Below are 17,273 nucleotides of genomic sequence, written 5' to 3'. Positions count from 1 at the left end.
GTTCTTGTCTGCTGTTGGTCAGCGGGTGGAGGTTGGGTGATCGGGAAGAACCCGGATCACTCGACCTCGATGCCCATGGAGCGGGCGGTGCCTGCGATGATCTTGGCGCCTGCCTCGACGTCGTTGGCGTTGAGGTCTTCCTGCTTGGTGGTCGCGATCTCACGAGCCTGGTCCCAGGTGATCTTGCCGACCTTCTGGGTGTGCGGGACGCCCGAACCCTTGGCGATGCCGGCAGCCTTCTTGATCAGCTGAGCGGCCGGAGGGGTCTTGGTGATGAAGGTGAAGGAACGGTCCTCGTAGACCGTGATCTCCACGGGGATGATGTTGCCGCGCTGCGACTCAGTCGCCGCGTTGTAGGCCTTGCAGAACTCCATGATGTTGACGCCCTGCGCACCGAGCGCGGGGCCAACGGGCGGGGCCGGGTTGGCGGCGCCTGCCTGGATCTGCAGCTTGATCAGGCCGGAGACCTTCTTCTTGGGAGCCATGGTGATGGTCCTTTTCTGCTGAACGTACCGCCGCACAGGAGCGTACGACGGCGGGTGGTCACCGTGGCGCGGTGACCGAACGGTGGGGTCCCGGGCAAAGCGTGTCCCGGAACCCCACCGAAGTCTTGGGATGGATCAGATCTTGGAGACCTGGTCGAAGGCAATGGTCACGGGGGTCTCGCGTTCGAAGATCGACACGAGCACGACCAACTGCTGGGACTCGACCTTGATCTCCGAGATCGTGGCGGGGAGGGTCGCGAAGGCGCCTTCCTTGACGATCACGGACTCGCCGACCTCGAAGTCCACGGTGACCGACGGCGCAGAAGCGGCGGCGGGGGCACCTGCGGGTGCCGCCGATTCGCCCTCCGCCGGTGCGGTCTGCGGAGTCTCGAAGACGGGGTTGAGCATGTCGACGACTTCGTTGATCGTCAACGGGTTCGGGTTGTAGGCGTCCTGTCCCACGAAGCCGGTGACACCCGGGGTGTGGCGGACGGCGCCCCAGGAAGCGTCGGTCAGGTTCATGCGGACCAGGACGTAGCCGGGGATGCGGACGCGGCGCACGGTCTTGCGCTGCGCGTTCTTGATCTCGACGACCTCTTCCATGGGGACCTCGATCTGGAAGATGTCCTCTTCCATGTTCAAGGACTGGATACGGGTCTCCAGGTTGGTCTTCACGCGGTTCTCGTAGCCCGCGTAGGTGTGGATGACGAACCAGTCACCTTCCTGGCGGCGCAGCTTTGCCGCGAACTCCGCGCGGGGGTCGACGGGTTCCTCGGCCGGGTCAGCTTCCTGGGCGGCCTCGGGAGCCTCCGCAGCGGCCGCGTCCTGGGCAGCCTGATCGACCGAGTCGGCCTGGGGCTGCTCGGTCTGGGACTCGGCGGTCAGCTCGATGTCGTTCTCGGACTGGGGCTCGGTCACGTCAGGTGTCCTGCTTCCTCTGCTCGGGGCCCGGGGGCCTCAGGTGGGCCCGGTGCCCGGTGTTTGCACGTCGCACCACGCATCCGGTTGAGTCCGCATGGTGCGCAGGTCTCGCGGGTGATCGCCGATCGATTCGGTCCGACGGTCAGCTGCCGATCGTTCCTTCGCCGAAGACCAGCATGGCCAGCTGTCCGAACCCGAGGTCCAGCAGGGAGATCAGCGCCATCATGAAGGCCACGAAGACCAGGACGACCAGCACGTACTGCACCAGTTCACCACGTGTGGGTGTGTGGACCTTGCGCAGTTCACCGAAAACCTGCCGCAAGAACAGCAAGATCCGGCCGAAGATCCCACGGGGGGCTTCGTCCGGTTCGCCGCCGGGGCGTTCGGTGGCTGTGTTCTGCGACATGGTTTCTCCTCGAGGTACTACGCGCGTCGTCCTCGGTTTCGGTCGGTTTCCCGTCGTCCTACGGTGCCGCCCAGGCTCGTGTTGACTCACCGGGGCATTCGACTCCGCACGACGACGGTGCGACGCAGGGCAGACAGGACTCGAACCTGCAACCTGCGGTTTTGGAGACCGCTGCGCTACCAATTGCGCCACTGCCCTATGTGTCCTCCGGAACCGCACGGCCTGAAGACCCCACGTTTCCTGTTCAAACACCGGTCCAAGACCTTACCACCCCCGTCCGCCCCGCGGCGTCGATCGTCGCGGGCGTCACGCAGTGGTGGGGTCCTGGACCAGCCCATCATGTTAGGCCAGTTGTCGGCACCCCGCAATTGCGGGCCGCATCGGGGCAGAACTGCTCTTACCTCACCGTCGCACGGAAGGCGCCGTAAGCCACCTGTGGCCACCCGGGGGCGGTGAGTAGCATGGTGTCTTGCCCGCCCGTTCCCCGAAGGTCACGAGGAGGATGCTCCGATCATGTCCGAGCACCGTTCAGATCGCAGCGCACAGCGCATTTCCCGGCGGATCGCCGCCATCGCCCCTTCGGCCACTCTCGCGGTCGACTCGAAGGCGAAGGAACTCAAGGCCGCGGGGGAACCCGTGATCGGTTTCGGCGCCGGTGAGCCGGATTTCCCCACCCCCGCCTACATCGTCGATGCAGCGGCCGAGGCGCTCAAGGACCCCTCCAACTTCCGCTACTCCCCCGGTGTCGGACTCCCCGCCCTGCGCGAAGCCATTGCCGCGGCCACCGCCCGGGACTCGGGTTGGGAGGTCGACCCGTCCCAGATCATCGTGACCAACGGCGGCAAGCAGGCCGTCTACCAGAGCTTCCAGACCGTGGTCGACGACGGCGACGAGGTCCTGCTGCCCAGCCCCTACTGGACGACGTACCCCGAGGCCATCCGCTTGGCCGGTGGCACCCCCGTGGAGGTGTTCGCCGGACCAGAGCTCGGGTACAAGGTGACCCCGGAGATGCTCGAGGAGCACCGCACGGACGGGACCAAGGCGCTGCTGCTGTGCTCACCGTCCAACCCCACGGGCGCGGTGTTCACGGCCGAGGAGATCAAGGCGCTCGGTGCGTGGGCCGCCGAAAAGGGCCTCATGGTCATCACGGACGAGATCTACCAGCACCTGGTCTACGACGGTCTGCAGTTCACCTCGATCGCGGGCGCCTGCCCCGAGCTGGGTGAGAACGTGATCGTGCTCAACGGCGTGGCCAAGACCTACGCCATGACGGGCTGGCGCGTGGGCTGGATGATCGGCCCCAAGGACGTGATCAAGGCGGCGGGCAACTTGCAGTCCCACCTGAGCTCCAACGTCAACAACATCGCGCAGCGCGCGGCGATCGCAGCCCTGACCGGGCCCATGGACGAAGTGGAGGCCATGAAGGCCGCCTTCGACCGTCGGCGGAAGACGATCGTCGAAGGCCTCAACGCCATCGACGGGGTCGAGGTCCCCACCCCGCAGGGTGCGTTCTACGCCTACGCCGATGTTCGTTCCCTGCTGGGCCGGAACTTCGGAGGGACCGTGCCGCAAACCTCCGCCGAACTGGCCGAACTGGTGCTGAACCAGGCCAAGGTGGCCGTGGTTCCCGGAGAGGCCTTCGGCCCGTCGGGGTACTTCCGGCTCTCCTACGCCCTGGGCGACGACGACCTGGCCGAGGGTCTCCGTCGACTCCAAGAGTTCCTGGGATCAGCGACCTGACCTCGGCTGACACCGGGCTCGAAGCAGCATCCGGCGCGCAGATCGCCTGCGGTCTTTGCAGACGCCGCCGGCAGCACATCCGGAACACGTAGACAAGGACCAAAGCATGTCCGAGAACCTCACCAACCACCACGCCACCGCTCACTCCGCTACCGGCGAGACCACGGTGACCGAGCACCTCACGGATCTGTACACCGGCGCACTGGCGGCCAACGAACAGATCCCGACCGCCGCGATGGTCTCGGCCGGACTCATCGGTGGTTACGGTGTGGCCCGCTGGACCGGAGTCCGTCCGTTGGGCGGTGCCGTCCTCTTCGCGGCCGGGGCTGCAGCCGCACACAACTGGTGGCGTAAGTGTGGCCCCATCACCACGGCCGCCCTGGGAACCACGTACCTGCTCGGATTCGGCCTCTCCCACCCGCTGGCCAAGAAGATCGGGGCGTGGCCCTCGGTGTTCACAGTGACCGGCGTGAATGCGGCAGCCGCCTGGGTGTTCGCGGACAGCCACTGAGGCGCAGGCCCCACGTGCCGAGGCCTCCGTTTCGGCCCTGAACCCAGCAGGTTCAGGGCCGAAACGGAGGCCTCGGCGTTTCTCGGGCGGGGGTCAGTCGTCGACGGCGTCGCGACCGCGCCGCACGATCAGGGGGTCGGGTTCGTAGACCACCGAGTCGTCCTTGTCCTCGTAGTCGAACTGGTTGAGGAAATAGCGCATCGCGTTGAGGCGTGCGCGCTTCTTGTCGTTGGACTTGATGGTGATCCACGGGGCGTGATCCGTGTCCGTGCGGCGAAAGGTCTCTTCCTTGGCCAACGTGTACTCGTCCCAGCGGTCCAGGGAGGCGAGGTCGTTCGGGGAGAGCTTCCACCGGCGCACGGGGTCGATCTGGCGGATCGCGAACCGGGTGCGCTGTTCGTGCTGGGTGACCGAGAACCAGAACTTGGTCAGGTGGATCCCGGAGTCCACGATCATCTTTTCGAAAACCGGGGCCTGCTCCATGAAGGACTCGTACTCGTCGTCGGTGCAGAATCCCATGACCCGTTCCACGTTTCCGCGGTTGTACCAGGACCGGTCGAACATGACCATCTCACCGAAGGTCGGGAAGTGCTGGATGTAGCGCTGGAAGTACCACTGTCCGCGCTCACGTTCGGTCGGGGCGTTCAACGCCACGGTGCGGGCCGCACGCGGGTTGAGGTGCTCCATGAAGCGCTTGATCGTGCCACCCTTGCCCGCGGCGTCACGGCCTTCGAAGACCAGAATGTGGCGCAGGTTGTTGTCCTGGGACCAGTACTGCAGCTTGAGCAGTTCGATCTGGAGCTTGTACTTCTCCATCTCGTAGTCGTCACGGGACATACGCTCGGCATAGGGGTAGCCCTCACGCCAGGTCTCGACCGCGGATCCACCCGGATCGATCAGGTCCGGGTCCGGGGAATGCCCCTCCTGAACCGTGTACCCCTGTTCCACGAGCTTGTCGATGAACTCCCGGAGGTTCTCTTGTGGGACTTCGGGCATCTCAACCACTCCTTCGGGACGGCGGGTGCACCGCGAGGGTGCCTGGATCATCCCTTCCATCCTAGTGGGCCACGTCTCACGGTCCGGTGAACCGGAACTTAACGCTCACCCGTCGGGCAGTGTTCACGGCATCTACTGCCAACAGCCGCCCCTTCCCGTAGGTCAGCTCCTAGACTGGGGAGCAGTTTCACCGGCAGTCCCGAGGATCTTGAATCGGACCCCGCAACGGCACTGTCGGTCCCCTATCTCCTTGAGGAGTGAGCATGAAGATCGGTCTGTTGACCAGCGGCGGCGACTGCCCCGGCCTGAACGCCGTGATCCGCGGTGCCGTGCTGCACGGCATCAAGTCCTACGACTACGAGTTCGTGGGTTTCCTGGACGGTTGGCGCGGCGTGGTCGAGGGCGACGTCATGGAGATCCCCCGCACCTCCGTGCGCGGGCTGGCGCGTCAGGGCGGCACCATCCTCGGCACCTCTCGCACCAACCCCTTCGACGGTCCCAACGGCGGCCCGGAGAACATCTCCCGGACCATCAAGGAACTGGGTGTCGACGCCATTGTCGCCATCGGCGGTGAAGGAACCCTCGCCGGAGCCAAGCGCCTGGCCGACGCTGGGCTGCCCGTGGTCGGTGTTCCGAAGACCATCGACAACGACCTCCAGGCCACGGACTACACGTTCGGTTTCGACACGGCCGTCCAGATCGCCACCGATGCCATGGACCGGCTGCGCACCACCGGCGATTCTCACCACCGGTGCATGGTCGCGGAGGTCATGGGACGTCACGTCGGCTGGATCGCCCTGCACTCGGGCATGTCCGCCGGAGCGCACGCCGTGCTGATCCCGGAGCAGAGGGTCCCCATGGAACAGGTGGCCGCCTGGGTCTCCGAGGTCCATGAACGCGGCCGTTCGCCACTGGTGGTCGTGGCAGAGGGCTTCATCCCCGAGGGCTTCGACGAGGTCCTGCACGACAAGGGCCTGGAAGCCGACGGCCGCCCGCGTCTGGGCGGCATCGGCGAGTACGTGACCGCGGAGATCGCACGCCTGACCGGCATCGAGACCCGCAACACCACGCTGGGCCACATCCAACGCGGTGGAGCGCCCACGGGCTTCGACCGCGTGCTGGCCACGCGTTTCGGCATGGGCGTCGTGGACCTGGTGCGCGACGGCGAGTGGGGCAAGATGGTTGCCCTGCGCGGAACCGACGTCGTGCGGGTTGACTTCACCGAGGCCCTGGACGGGCTCAAGTCGGTCCCGGAGGCACGCTACAACGAGGCGAAGGTGCTCTTCGGACGCTGACACCGCCCTCTGACCCGTGGTGCGGCCCCCAGACCTTGACGGTCCGGGGGCCGCAGCCATGTGCTGACCGACGGGAGAATCAGCCGCGGGGACCGCGCAGGAAGCCCTTCTCCCGCTGGACGGTCTGGCCGGCCTCGGGTGGGACGACGACGGTCTGCGCCGCGGCCCACTGCTCACCGACCTCCGCCGGGGCATCCTGCGATCCCTCGGTGCCGTCGGATGCTTCGTGGACGCTGCGCACCCTGAGTTGCGCAGCTGGGTCGACGGATCGTTTGAGCACAGCCAGTGCGATGGGACCGGCCTCGTGGTGCATCTGGGCCGCGGTCACTCGGCCCACCACCCGGTCCCCCGCCAGGACCTCCGAGCCGGCGGGAGGGACGGTGTGCTCGGAGCCGTCGAGGTCCAGGAACGTCAGGCGGCGCGGAGGGTGCCCCAGGTTGTGGACCCGGGCCACGGTCTCCTGCCCCTTGTAGCACCCCTTCTGAAGGTGCACGGCGGTTCGCAACCAGTCCAGTTCGTGCGGCACCGTGCGCTCATCGGCGTCGACCAACGCACGGGGGCGCCAGGCTTCGATGCGCAAGGCCTCGGCCGCCCAGGAGCCAGCCAGTCCCAGGCCGTCCGCAGCCGGGCCCGTCAGGGCATCGACGAGCAAGGGGCGTGGGACGAGCACCTCGTGCCACGACCTCTCCCGTCCGGGGTGATCGTCATGGATCGCGTAACCCCAACCACCGTTCGTGACGCCCGGCCACGGGTCGTCCCACACCAGCGGAAGCGCGGTGGCCGGGTCTGGTTGCGCCCCGGGAAAGGGGCTCGCGGTGAGTTGACGGGACAGAACCGCCAGGTGCTCCGGAACGCGCGTGGCCCCCACGACGGCGACATCGGCAGTGCGGTCGGCAACCTCCACGCGCAAGGCGAACCGCATGGACTCGAGCCAGTCCTTGAGCAGTGCTGTTTCTCCCGGTTCAGCGATCAGCCACACGGAGCTGCCGTCGTCGAGAACGTGCGGTGCAGCCTCCACACGGCCTTGCACCGACAGGAAAAGGGTTTCGGAACTGTCTCCCGGAACGATGCCCGTGAGGACCTGGGAACTCAAGGTGGTGAGCCACGTGAGACGATCCTGGCCCGAGACGGTCAGGACTCCCTTGTGGGACAGGTCGACCACCGCGTCTCCGGCGGCCAGGGCCCGCTGTTCCCGCAGCGGGTCGCCGTAGTGGGCTGCCACTCCGGCATCCGGTCCCGTGGCTTCCACCGCCCCGGGGGCCGCATCGAGAATCGGGGAACGGTAGGTGGCTCCGGCCACGTGCAATCAGTCCTTCTTCTTGAGTTCCGCGGAGGCGTGTGTGCCCAGCGGATGCCCTTCGGCCGCCATGTCCCAGGCCCAGAAAAGGTCGCCGTTGACCAGGCCGAACATTCGAGTGGCGGCCGTGTACTGCTTGGCGCCCGGCGAGCGCATGACCGCGTCCGTGCCGAGTTGGATCCGGGGCCCGTTGATCTCCCCCAGGTAAAGCTCGGAGACTCCCCCGGGGCGGTTGATCGTGGCCAGCACGGGGAATCCTCCGTCCGCGGTGCGCAACTTCTCGACGGAGTCCGCGTCACGCAGGACGGGGACGACATCGGGGGGCAGCAGACCCGGGCCCAGGTCGCCGTCCTCGAAGGACCGCTCGAGTTGCCAGAAACCGTTCTCCACCGCAATGAGTCGCGCAGGCAGCCCGTCTTCGTCGATCAGGTGCGTTTCGGCGCGGTATTCGAGGAACGGAAGTCCGTGGTGCGCGAAGTGAACGTGCTGGCGGAAGGGGCGCTGGTCCACATCGCCGTAGCCCAGGAAACCGTCGCCCTCCCATTCACCCAACAGCCACGCGAACGGTACGAGTTCCGGCGTGAGATCGGAGGGAATTTCGATCGGCACGATTACTTCTGACCCTTGAACAGACCCTTCAGGACGACCGCGGCAACGCCCGCGATGCAAAGAACGGCCAGGACGAGCAGGACGAGGTAGAAGATCTCTAGAGCAAGCATGGGCTCAAGCTACCACGAGGCCCACGAACTGGGACGTGAACAAGACGGCCGGGCCCAGCAGTGCCACCGGGGTCACGCCCAGGGATGCGATCCCCCGCCGAGGCCCCTCCTTCGGGGCTGCTGCGATCATGCGTGCTCCGATCACACCGATCACCAGGAAGCTCACCAGACCGGAGATCACGATGGCCGCCACGGGCGACCCCTCCGACGCGTGCAGGTACTGGGACAGCGCGATCCATCCCGAGCTGGACACCGCGGCGAGAACGGCCACGACCGAGGAGATCGTGGACTCCAACCGGTGCCGGGCGCCTTCGCCGCGGACGAGTTCGGCCAGGAAGGTGGCGATGAGCGCGATGCCCACGATGGCGGGCAGCCACACGAGGCGTTGATCGGGCTGCAGCCAGGACAGCAGCGCAGCCAGGATGCCACTGACCAGGATGATGACGTTGTGCCGGTAGCGAGCGCGGATGCCCACGGCCAGGGACCAGCCCAGGCCGATCACGACACTCATCGCGATCACGACGACAACCGGCGCCACCCCGCCGATGGCGGCAGCCGCCAGGGCGATCACCAGCGCCAGCACGGAGACGGCGACGATCTGGAGGTAACGCATCGGATGCTTTCCTGGCTCGACGTCCGCGGTGAGGACGTTGTGGCGGCTGGGCCGTTCCGACTGCGCGGTAGGCCGGTACCGGTTGTTCTGGCAGAGACGCCGCGAGGACGTCGAGAGCCAACGATAGCCGGATTCCGCACTGCAGCAGATCATCCCAGGGGCCCACGCTCACCTGCCCGTACCAGGCACCCGCGACACACGGCGCAATACGTCAGTAACACGGGGTTTTATAATCGCAGTCGGGTCCCCAGCACCTGTCCGTGCCGTAGCGGACACGCAGGACAGACGGAGAACAGGAGCCAGGCGGTTGATCGAGATTCTGATGCTCACCGACTCCGCCGTGCCTTCCTCCACCGTGCTCCCCGCTCTTGACTTGCTCAATCACCGCGTGGCCGTCCAGCCCACGCGCACCGTCTCCGGCGCCGTCGATGCCGTCACCGCCGACGTGGTGATCGTCGACGGACGCACGGACCTGATCTCCGCCCGCAACCTCGCTCAGCTGCTGCGCGCCAAGGGCTTGGAGGCCGCCGTGATCATGGTCCTCACGGAGGGTGGCATGGCAGCCGTGGCCGCGACCTGGATGGTCGACGACGTCGTCCTCGACACCGCGGGCCCCGCCGAGGTCGAGGCCAGGCTTCGGCTGGCCTCTGCACGAACGGCGGCGGTCGAGGACGGTGGGGAGGACCTGCAGATCCAGGCCGGTGCGATCGTGATCGATGAGGCAGCGTACTCGGTGCACGTGGGGACCGAGGCCCTGAACCTCACGTACAAGGAGTTCGAGCTCTTGAAGTTCCTGGCCCAGAACCAGGGGCGCGTCTTCACCAGGAGCCAGCTGCTGTCCGAGGTGTGGGGCTATGACTACTACGGTGGCACCAGGACCGTTGATGTCCACGTGCGACGGCTGCGTTCAAAGCTCGGGCCCGACCACGAACATGTGATCACGACGGTTCGTAACGTGGGTTACAGCCTGGCCGCGGACCGCTCGGCCGAGCACCGATTCAGCGATCAGCGGTAGGACGGCCGGGCAGCCCGGTTGAACGTTCGAGCGACTGTAGAGAGGCGGCACAGCGTGACAACCGATCACCCTGAGACACCGACCGGCGCGGAGACGAACCACCCCGTGTGGCGCGATCTCCCACCCGGTGAATCAACCGCCCGCCGGGTGCTCGAATTGGCCCGGGTCGCCGAAACACAGGACGGGGATCCGCCCTTCTCTGACCAGACCCTGGTGGACCTGCGCTCGGCCCCCGAGCGGGTGACCGTGACCGCCCTGGAACGGACACCGCAAGGGGACACCCCCTCCGAGGACGTTGCCCCCGATTCCGGGGAGACGCCCCTGGCCGCCGCCGCAGTCGTCGTCGCCCCGGTGGACCGGGAGGGCCAGACTCTCCTGGAAGCGGTCGTGGCCCCCGATCGGCGCGGGGCTGGGCTGGGCCGCGAACTGGTGGAACGCGCGCTCGAACCCGTGATCGGTCCGGTGGAGGCCTGGGCCCACGGGGATCACGCCGCCGCGCGCGCCGTGGCGGCAACGCTCGGATTCGAACCCGTGCGCGAGCTGCATCGACTGTTGCGCCCCCTGCGGGACATCGCCACCGAGCTGCCGGTCGACCTTCCGGCCGGGCTCGGGTTACGCCCGTTCAACGTGGGGCAGGACGAATCGGCCTGGCTGGAGGTCAACGCGGCCGCGTTCGCCGACCACCCGGAGCAGGGCCGCATGACGCTGACAGATCTGGAACAGCGGGAGGGTGAGGGCTGGTTCGACCCCCGCGGTTTCCTCATCGCTCACCCCCTGGACGACCCTCAACGCATCGCGGGATTCCACTGGACCAAGATCCACCCCGCGACCGCCAAGGAACCCGCGCGCGGAGAGGTGCACGTTGTCGGCATCGCTCCCGATCGTCAAGGACTGGGCCTCGGTCGGTCCTTGACCATCGCCGGCCTGCACTATCTGGCCGAGCAGGGGTTGGACGAAGTACTGCTCTACGTGGACGGTGACAACGAACCCGCGATGAACCTGTACCGCAGCATCGGCTTCCGGCCCTGGCACCTGGACGTGATGTTCAGCCGCACGTGAACCGGAGGCCAGCACCCGCCGCCCCGAAGGGTTAGCATGTGCTGGCTCGGGAACTCGAGTGGTCGGCTGGCACCGCGGTGCCACCCTCGCGACTGCGGCCGATCAGCCCCAGGACCCCGAACCACCGGTCCGTCACGAAAGGATGCCGGGAAGACCATGCCCACATCTGCCTACCGCACCTCGGCACACGGCCCCGACTCCGTGCCCGAGGTTCGTGCCGCAGGCTGCCTGTGTTGGCGCCCGGGCGCCGGTGGAATCGAACTCCTGGTGATCCACCGCCCCCGGTACGACGACTGGTCCTGGCCCAAGGGAAAGCTCGACGACGACGAAACCCTGCCCGAGGCCGCCCATCGCGAGGTCCGGGAGGAGGTCAACCTGGACGTCCGGCTGGGGGTCCCCCTGCCGACCACGGAGTATCAGGTCAAGGCCGGTCGTAAGCACGTGTACTACTGGAGTGCGGAGGTCCCCCCGTACGTCGAACCCCGGCCCGACGGCAAGGAAGTCGATCAGCTGCGCTGGGTCTCCCCGGAGGAGGCCGCGCGGCTGCTCACGAACGAGACCGACCGGATCCCCCTGCGGCGGCTCGTCGAACTGCACCAGGCGGGGGATCTTGCCGTTCGCCCCGTGATCGTGGTGCGTCATGCGAAGGCCAAGCCGCGTTCGTCGTGGTCACGTGCCGAAGGCGACCGTCCCCTGGCGGCCACCGGCAAGCGCCAGGCCCTGGCCGTGACCCAACTGCTCAAGGTGTGGTCTCCGCAGCGCGTGATCTCGTCGCCGTGGCTGCGCTGTCTGTCCACGGTGACCCCCTACGCCAAGACGGCCGGATTGAAGGTCAAGGAACGGCCGGCGCTCACGGAGGCGGCCCACAAGCGCAGCCCCAAGAAGGCATCGGCCGTGGTGGAGACCCTGTTCGACAAGGACAAGCCGGTGGCCTTGTGCACCCACCGACCGGTTCTCCCGACCGCGTTGGGTGTGCTGCGCGGTCACCTGCCGTCGAACCTGCGCAAGATGCTGCCGACCGAGGACCCGTACTTGGTCCCCGGGGAGATGTTGGTGTTGCAGGTCTCCCGCAGGCACCGTCAGCGAGCCGTCTCGCTGGAGATCGTCAAACCGTTCGAGTCCTGACCAAAACCGACCCCGGCACTCCAGGTCACACAACCTCACGTGCCCGGAACCACAGGCCCGCAGGAGACCCCGCAGGAGACTTTGAATGACCCAATCCCCCACCGACATCCCCACCCCGTACGAGGACCTGCTGCGTGAGGTCGCGGCCCACGGCACCCACAAGTCCGACCGGACGGGCACCGGAACGCGTTCGGTCTTCGGCCGCCAGATCCGTTACGACCTCTCCGAGTCCTTCCCCCTGCTGACCACCAAGCGCGTGCACTTCAAGTCGGTGGCACTCGAACTGCTGTGGTTCCTCCGCGGATCCTCCAACGTGCGGTGGTTGCAGGAACGCGGCGTGAGCATCTGGGACGAATGGGCCGACGAGAACGGGGACCTGGGCCCCGTCTACGGCGTGCAGTGGCGTTCCTGGCCCACTCCTGACGGCGGGACCATCGACCAGATCGCCAAGATAGTGGAGCAGATCCGCACCAACCCCGATTCCCGCCGCCACATCGTGACGGCGTGGAACCCGGCCGAGGTCGATGACATGGCCCTTCCCCCTTGCCACACGATGTTCCAGTTCTGGGTGGAGCCGCAGGCCGAAGGTCCGGCCAAGCTGTCCTGCCAGCTCTACCAGCGCTCCGCGGACATGTTCCTGGGCGTTCCGTTCAACATCGCCTCCTACGCCCTGTTGACCCTCATGGTGGCCCAGCAGACGGATCTGCTGCCGGGCGAGTTCGTGTGGACCGGTGGCGATGTTCACGTCTACGACAACCACCAGGAACAGGTGGCCCGCCAGCTGGCCCGGGAGCCGCACCCGTATCCGCAGGTCCGTTTCACCCGCCGCCCGGAGTCGATCTTCGACTACGACTACGAGGACATCGAGCTGCTGGACTACAAGCACCATCCCGGCATCAAGGCACCGGTGGCCGTGTGAGTTCGGAACCCGCGGCGGGCGTACACGTCCCGGAGATCGCAGCGATCTGGGCACAGACCCGCGACGGCGTGATCGGTGACCACGGCAGCATGCCTTGGCACCTGCCCGAGGACTTCCAGCACTTCAAGCGGCAGACACTGGGCCACCCGGTGATCATGGGCCGCAGGACCTGGGAGTCCTTTCCGCCCAGGTTCCGTCCGCTGCCCGGCCGCACGAACGTCGTCGTGACCTCCCGCCCGGAGGCCGTGACGGTCCCGGGTGACGCGCAGAAGGCGGACGACCCGACGGTGGAGGGTACGGACACCGTCGTCGTGGGCAGCTACGCGGATGCGGTGGCGGCTGCGGCAGCGGCCCCCGGGGGCGAGCTGGTCTGGGTCATCGGCGGCGGACAGCTCTACGCGCACGCGATGGCCGATCCGGACGTCCCCGTGACCCGCGCCGTGGTCTCGGTACTGGATCTCGACGTCGACGGCGACACCCGAGCACCGGAGCTCGGGACCGAGTGGCACCTGGTGGCCGCCGGCGCAAGGCAGGTCTCGCGCACGGGCACGGCATGGCACATCGAAACCTGGCAGCGGCACTGACCGGCCCGTATGCGAACGTGCGCCCAGCAGGACACTAGGGTGGTGTGCACCACACCCGATCGCACGACGCCGGGAGGCACCGTGAGCACTGGAAACCCCGATTTCACCGAACCGCAGATCCGCGAGGATCCGTCCTTGCGGCTCGTGGACAACCCGGACCAGTCCCGCGTGGAGCTGTGGAACGACGCGACGTTCATCGGCTTCGTGGGCGTCGAACGCCACCTGGACGGAACGGTCGAGTTGCAGCACACCATCATCGACGAACGGTTCAGCAGACAGGGTTACGCCCGCACGTTGATCACCCTGGTCCTGGACAGCTGCCACGCGTCCGGTGTGCTCATCCACCCCACCTGCACCTACGTCCAGGACTACCTGCGGCGGTTCCCGCAGTACAACGACCTGGTGGCCTGAGACCCCCGCCGGCACCGGTTCCGGGCCGAGGCGACCTGCATCACATCATGACGCCCTGCCTCGCTGGTGCTCTCCGGGGTCCGTAGACTGGCGCGCATGACTTCGATCGCCAACCCCAACCCCACCGTCGGCCTGGTCGGCTGGCGCGGCATGGTCGGTTCCGTGCTCATGGACCGGATGCAGACGGAAGGCGATTTCGCCGACATCCAACCGGTGTTCTTCACGACCTCTTCCCCCGGCGCCAAGGCCCCCGAGATCGACGGGTTGGGCGACACGGGCACGTTGCAGGACGCCTATGACCTGGACGCGCTGGCGGCACTTCCGATCATCGTGACCGCCCAGGGCGGTGACTACACCGGCAAGGTCCACGACCAGCTCCGCGCACGTGGATGGGACGGTCTCTGGATCGACGCCGCATCGACCCTGCGAGGCAACGACGACTCGATCATCGTCCTGGACCCCGTCAACCGCGACGTGATCGACGCCGGTTTGGGTTCCGGCGTCAAGGACTTCATCGGAGGCAACTGCACCGTGTCCTGCATGCTCATGGGCATGGGCGGCCTGTTCCGCAACGGACTGGTCGAATGGGCGACGTCGATGACGTACCAGGCGGCCTCCGGCGGCGGCGCCCGCCACATGCGGGAAGTCCTCCAGCAGTTCGGCGACCTCCACACCGAGGTGGCCGAGGGCCTTGCCGATCCCGCCTCCGCCATCCTGGAGATCGACCGCAAGATCCTGGCGAAGCAGCGTTCCGGCGATCTGGACACCACGCAGTTCGGTGCCCCGCTCTCCGGCTCCCTGATTCCCTGGATCGACTCGGACCTGGGCAACGGCCAGTCGCGCGAGGAGAAGAAGGCGGGCGACGAGACGAACAAGATCCTGGGCCGCACCGCCGAGAACCTTATCCCGATCGACGGCCTGTGCGTACGGATCGCAACCATGCGCTCCCACGCCCAGGCGCTCACGATCAAGCTCACGGAGGACCTTCCGGTGCGGGAGATCGAACAGATCCTGGACCGTGACAACGAGTGGGCCAAAGTCGTTCCCAACACCAAGGAAGCCTCCTCCTTGGACCTCACGCCGGTGGCCGCCTCCGGGTCACTCGAGGTTCCGGTGGGGCGCGTGCGCAAGTTGGAGATGGGCCCCGAGTACATCTCGGCCTTCACCGTGGGTGACCAACTGCTGTGGGGTGCCGCCGAACCGCTGCGGCGCATGCTCAAGATCGCCGTCGGGACGCTCTGATACCGGGACCTGGATCCGGTTGACTGGATCCGGGGGGGGCCTCATGCTGACTGCATCACTGGCCCGGACCGGCGTTGCGCGCCGAGAAGCGGACGGGCCGCCCCTGAGCCTGTCGCTGCGCGCCGGCCTCGTTCTGCAGCACCCGCGCCCGGGCACCTGAGACGCACCAGTGCCACCACTGGACCACGGGGGTTTCTCGCAACCTGGCCCACCACAGGCTCAGGTGGCGTAGGGCCCACTGGTTGAGCCGGTGAGCCCAGTCGAACTCCATGGACCAGACGCCGATGCCCAGGAAGATGAACACCCACCCGGGGCCGGGCAGCACGAGCATGGCCACGCCCGCCACGAACAGGAGCAAGCCGATCAGTGTGATGGATCCCCGCACGGTCATTCGTCGCCACCGCGTCCCCCTGTGGGACCACTCCTGGAAGCGTTCGATGCGCTGACGCACGGGGTGGTTGCGGTCCTGCCCCCTGCGGAGTTCGTCGGCCAGTGCGGAATCCGCGGGGTCGGGAGCCACCCGGCCCCCGGCGTTCACAGGCTCAACCCGACGAGCACCGGTTCGGGAACCAGCTCGACTCCGAACACTTGGTGCACACCGTCACGGACCACACGGGCCAGGGAGGCCATGTCCTCGGCCCGTGCCTCCCCGCGGTTGCTCAGGGCCAGGGTGTGTTTGGTGGACAGCGACGCCCGGCCACCTGCGACGTCGGCGCCGTCGATGCCGAGTCGTTCGTTGCGGGATCCCGGGAGGCCGAAGCCCTTGCCGAAGCCCGCGTTGTCGATCAGCCACGCAGCCGAGAGCTTCGTGCTGCCTTGCACGGGCTCCCCCGACGCATCGACGACGGGGAACCGCGGGGCATTCGCGGGCACGAGGGAGTCGATCACGTCGTCGGAGACGATCGGGTTGGTGAAGAACGAGCCCGTGCTGTACGTGTCCCGGTCCTGCGGGGCCAGAACCATACCCTTGCCGGCCCGCAGGTCCAGCACCGCCTGGCGCACGTCGGCCAGAGGTGCACGCTGGTTGAGCTCGATCCCGAGGTGCTGGGCCAGCTGCGCGTAGCGGACGGGCTTGGAGAGTTCCCCGTGGGTGAACTGGAAGTGCACCGCCAGCACGACGAATCGCGGCGAGCCGTCCACGGTCGTTCGCTTGAGGTAGGAGTCCCGGTAGGCGAAGTGCAGGTCCGCGAAGGCGAAGGACGTCCGGCGCCCCGCTTCACGGTCGTAGACGCTGACCCGCGCGATGGTCTGGGAGACCTCCTGACCGTAGGCCCCCACGTTCTGCACGGGAGTGGCGCCCGTGGTTCCCGGGATGCCGGAGAGGGACTCGATCCCCACCCGTTCGTTCTCGACCGTCCACGCGACGACGTCGTCCCACGAATGGCCGGCCGCGACCGTTAGGAGGGTCCCGGCGCAGTCCGAGGCGTGGTCCACCTGGATGCCCTGGGAGGCGATGTGCACGACCGTGCCGTCGAACCCGGCGTCACCCGCCAGGAGATTGGAGCCACCGCCGACGACCAGCAGCCGCTCACCGGCCTGGTCCGCCGCACGCACGGCCGCGACGATCTCCTCCTCCGTCTCGGCCCGGACGTAGGTGTTCACGGGGCCGCCCACAGCGGTGGTGGTGAGGTCGGCGAGTGAGGGGTGGTGTACGGCGGTCATGCCCGCCATCCTAGCGAGCCGAGGACCCCGCCCGTCCGCCGTGGACGGGCTGCTCAGCCCTTGGCGGACGCAGCCACGGGATCAACACGAAGGAGACGACGACGAAGGCCATGACGCAGGCCAACGCATTGCGGACGCCGATGCCCTCGCCGAGCAGCCCGAGCAGCGGCGGGCCGCCCAGGAAGGCGCCGTAGCCGATGGTGGACACCACGGAGACGTTGGCGGCGGACCGTACGGGGTCGTCGGGGGGCGGCCGCCTCCCCGCCGGGGAGC

At 67.4% G+C, this 17,273-nt stretch carries 19 protein-coding genes, 1 tRNA gene and 1 pseudogene; 10 read left to right on the top strand and 11 right to left on the bottom strand.

The genetic code is table 11. From position 1 onward, the window contains the following. Positions 1–56: 56 nt before the first annotated feature. The 4 genes from rplK to GWK18_RS03835 form a co-directional block, all read right to left on the bottom strand. Positions 57–485 (bottom strand): 50S ribosomal protein L11, encoded by a 429-nt coding sequence (gene rplK, locus GWK18_RS03850; RefSeq protein ID WP_123824882.1) that lies wholly within the window; start codon positions 483–485, stop codon positions 57–59. Between the two features lie 135 nt (positions 486–620). Continuing rightward, positions 621–1,370, bottom strand: coding sequence for a transcription termination/antitermination protein NusG (nusG, locus tag GWK18_RS03845; RefSeq protein WP_167739269.1), 750 nt, complete (start codon positions 1,368–1,370; stop codon positions 621–623). A gap of 178 nt (positions 1,371–1,548) precedes the next feature. Continuing rightward, a complete protein-coding gene (secE, locus tag GWK18_RS03840) occupies positions 1,549–1,812 on the bottom strand; it encodes a preprotein translocase subunit SecE (RefSeq protein ID WP_123824880.1) in 264 nt (87 codons plus the stop codon). Between the two features lie 125 nt (positions 1,813–1,937). Then, positions 1,938–2,010, bottom strand: a tRNA-Trp gene (locus tag GWK18_RS03835). 315 nt (positions 2,011–2,325) lie between these two features. Between GWK18_RS03835 and GWK18_RS03830 the strand changes: the two genes are divergently transcribed. Next, positions 2,326–3,552 carry a pyridoxal phosphate-dependent aminotransferase gene (locus GWK18_RS03830; protein ID WP_166833326.1) on the top strand — a complete coding sequence of 409 codons (1,227 nt, stop codon included), beginning with the start codon at positions 2,326–2,328 and terminating at the stop codon, positions 3,550–3,552. A 235-nt stretch (positions 3,553–3,787) separates the two neighbouring features. Further along, positions 3,788–4,063, top strand: coding sequence for a hypothetical protein (locus tag GWK18_RS03825; RefSeq protein ID WP_166833392.1), 276 nt, complete (start codon positions 3,788–3,790; stop codon positions 4,061–4,063). Positions 4,064–4,156: 93 nt separating this feature from the next. Here the strand turns inward: GWK18_RS03825 and ppk2 are convergent, their stop codons facing one another. Continuing rightward, complete coding sequence (gene ppk2, locus GWK18_RS03820) at positions 4,157–5,059, bottom strand: polyphosphate kinase 2 (protein WP_199732546.1); 903 nt, start codon at positions 5,057–5,059, stop codon at positions 4,157–4,159. Between the two features lie 263 nt (positions 5,060–5,322). Between ppk2 and GWK18_RS03815 the strand changes: the two genes are divergently transcribed. Next, positions 5,323–6,354, top strand: a complete 1,032-nt coding sequence (locus tag GWK18_RS03815) for a 6-phosphofructokinase (RefSeq protein WP_123824877.1) — start codon at positions 5,323–5,325, stop codon at positions 6,352–6,354. Between the two features lie 79 nt (positions 6,355–6,433). Here GWK18_RS03815 and GWK18_RS03810 read toward each other — a convergent pair whose 3' ends face one another. From GWK18_RS03810 to GWK18_RS03800, 3 genes are all read right to left on the bottom strand, one after another. Further along, positions 6,434–7,654 (bottom strand): folate-binding protein YgfZ, encoded by a 1,221-nt coding sequence (locus GWK18_RS03810; RefSeq protein WP_166833324.1) that lies wholly within the window; start codon positions 7,652–7,654, stop codon positions 6,434–6,436. A 6-nt stretch (positions 7,655–7,660) separates the two neighbouring features. Then, positions 7,661–8,260, bottom strand: a complete 600-nt coding sequence (locus GWK18_RS03805; protein ID WP_123824875.1) for an FABP family protein — start codon at positions 8,258–8,260, stop codon at positions 7,661–7,663. Between the two features lie 114 nt (positions 8,261–8,374). Further along, the gene (locus GWK18_RS03800; RefSeq protein ID WP_123824874.1) at positions 8,375–8,983 is read right to left on the bottom strand and encodes a hypothetical protein; all 609 of its coding nucleotides are present in this window, start codon (positions 8,981–8,983) and stop codon (positions 8,375–8,377) included. Between the two features lie 307 nt (positions 8,984–9,290). Between GWK18_RS03800 and GWK18_RS03795 the strand changes: the two genes are divergently transcribed. The 7 genes from GWK18_RS03795 (at position 9,291) to asd (ending at position 15,338) form a co-directional block, all read left to right on the top strand. Next, positions 9,291–9,998, top strand: coding sequence for a response regulator transcription factor (locus tag GWK18_RS03795; protein WP_166833322.1), 708 nt, complete (start codon positions 9,291–9,293; stop codon positions 9,996–9,998). A 54-nt stretch (positions 9,999–10,052) separates the two neighbouring features. Further along, positions 10,053–11,057 carry a mycothiol synthase gene (mshD, locus tag GWK18_RS03790; RefSeq protein ID WP_166833320.1) on the top strand — a complete coding sequence of 335 codons (1,005 nt, stop codon included), beginning with the start codon at positions 10,053–10,055 and terminating at the stop codon, positions 11,055–11,057. 156 nt (positions 11,058–11,213) lie between these two features. Next, a complete protein-coding gene (locus GWK18_RS03785; protein ID WP_123824871.1) occupies positions 11,214–12,182 on the top strand; it encodes an NUDIX hydrolase in 969 nt (322 codons plus the stop codon). Positions 12,183–12,267: 85 nt separating this feature from the next. Beyond that, positions 12,268–13,101 (top strand): thymidylate synthase, encoded by an 834-nt coding sequence (locus GWK18_RS03780; RefSeq protein ID WP_166833318.1) that lies wholly within the window; start codon positions 12,268–12,270, stop codon positions 13,099–13,101. Beyond that, positions 13,098–13,685, top strand: a complete 588-nt coding sequence (locus GWK18_RS03775) for a dihydrofolate reductase (protein WP_123824869.1) — start codon at positions 13,098–13,100, stop codon at positions 13,683–13,685. The genes GWK18_RS03780 and GWK18_RS03775 overlap by 4 nt, the downstream gene beginning before the upstream one ends. A gap of 81 nt (positions 13,686–13,766) precedes the next feature. Beyond that, on the top strand, positions 13,767–14,096 hold the full coding sequence (locus GWK18_RS03770; RefSeq protein ID WP_348535828.1) for a GNAT family N-acetyltransferase: 330 nt from the start codon (positions 13,767–13,769) through the stop codon (positions 14,094–14,096). Between the two features lie 96 nt (positions 14,097–14,192). Continuing rightward, positions 14,193–15,338: an aspartate-semialdehyde dehydrogenase gene (gene asd, locus GWK18_RS03765; protein WP_166833314.1), complete on the top strand. Its 1,146-nt coding sequence runs from the start codon at positions 14,193–14,195 to the stop codon at positions 15,336–15,338. A gap of 55 nt (positions 15,339–15,393) precedes the next feature. Here asd and GWK18_RS03760 read toward each other — a convergent pair whose 3' ends face one another. From GWK18_RS03760 to GWK18_RS12875, 3 genes and pseudogenes are all read right to left on the bottom strand, one after another. Continuing rightward, on the bottom strand, positions 15,394–15,858 hold the full coding sequence (locus GWK18_RS03760; protein ID WP_348535827.1) for a PGPGW domain-containing protein: 465 nt from the start codon (positions 15,856–15,858) through the stop codon (positions 15,394–15,396). 14 nt (positions 15,859–15,872) lie between these two features. Continuing rightward, positions 15,873–17,000, bottom strand: a complete 1,128-nt coding sequence (locus GWK18_RS03755; protein ID WP_166833312.1) for a UDP-N-acetylmuramate dehydrogenase — start codon at positions 16,998–17,000, stop codon at positions 15,873–15,875. A gap of 10 nt (positions 17,001–17,010) precedes the next feature. After that, positions 17,011–17,273, bottom strand: a pseudogene (locus tag GWK18_RS12875) (hypothetical protein); the annotation flags it as partial.

The sequence above is a fragment of the Kocuria sp. JC486 genome (assembly GCF_011602805.1).
Lineage (GTDB): Bacteria > Actinomycetota > Actinomycetes > Actinomycetales > Micrococcaceae > Kocuria > Kocuria soli.
This window is presented reverse-complemented; position numbering and strand designations above follow the sequence as displayed.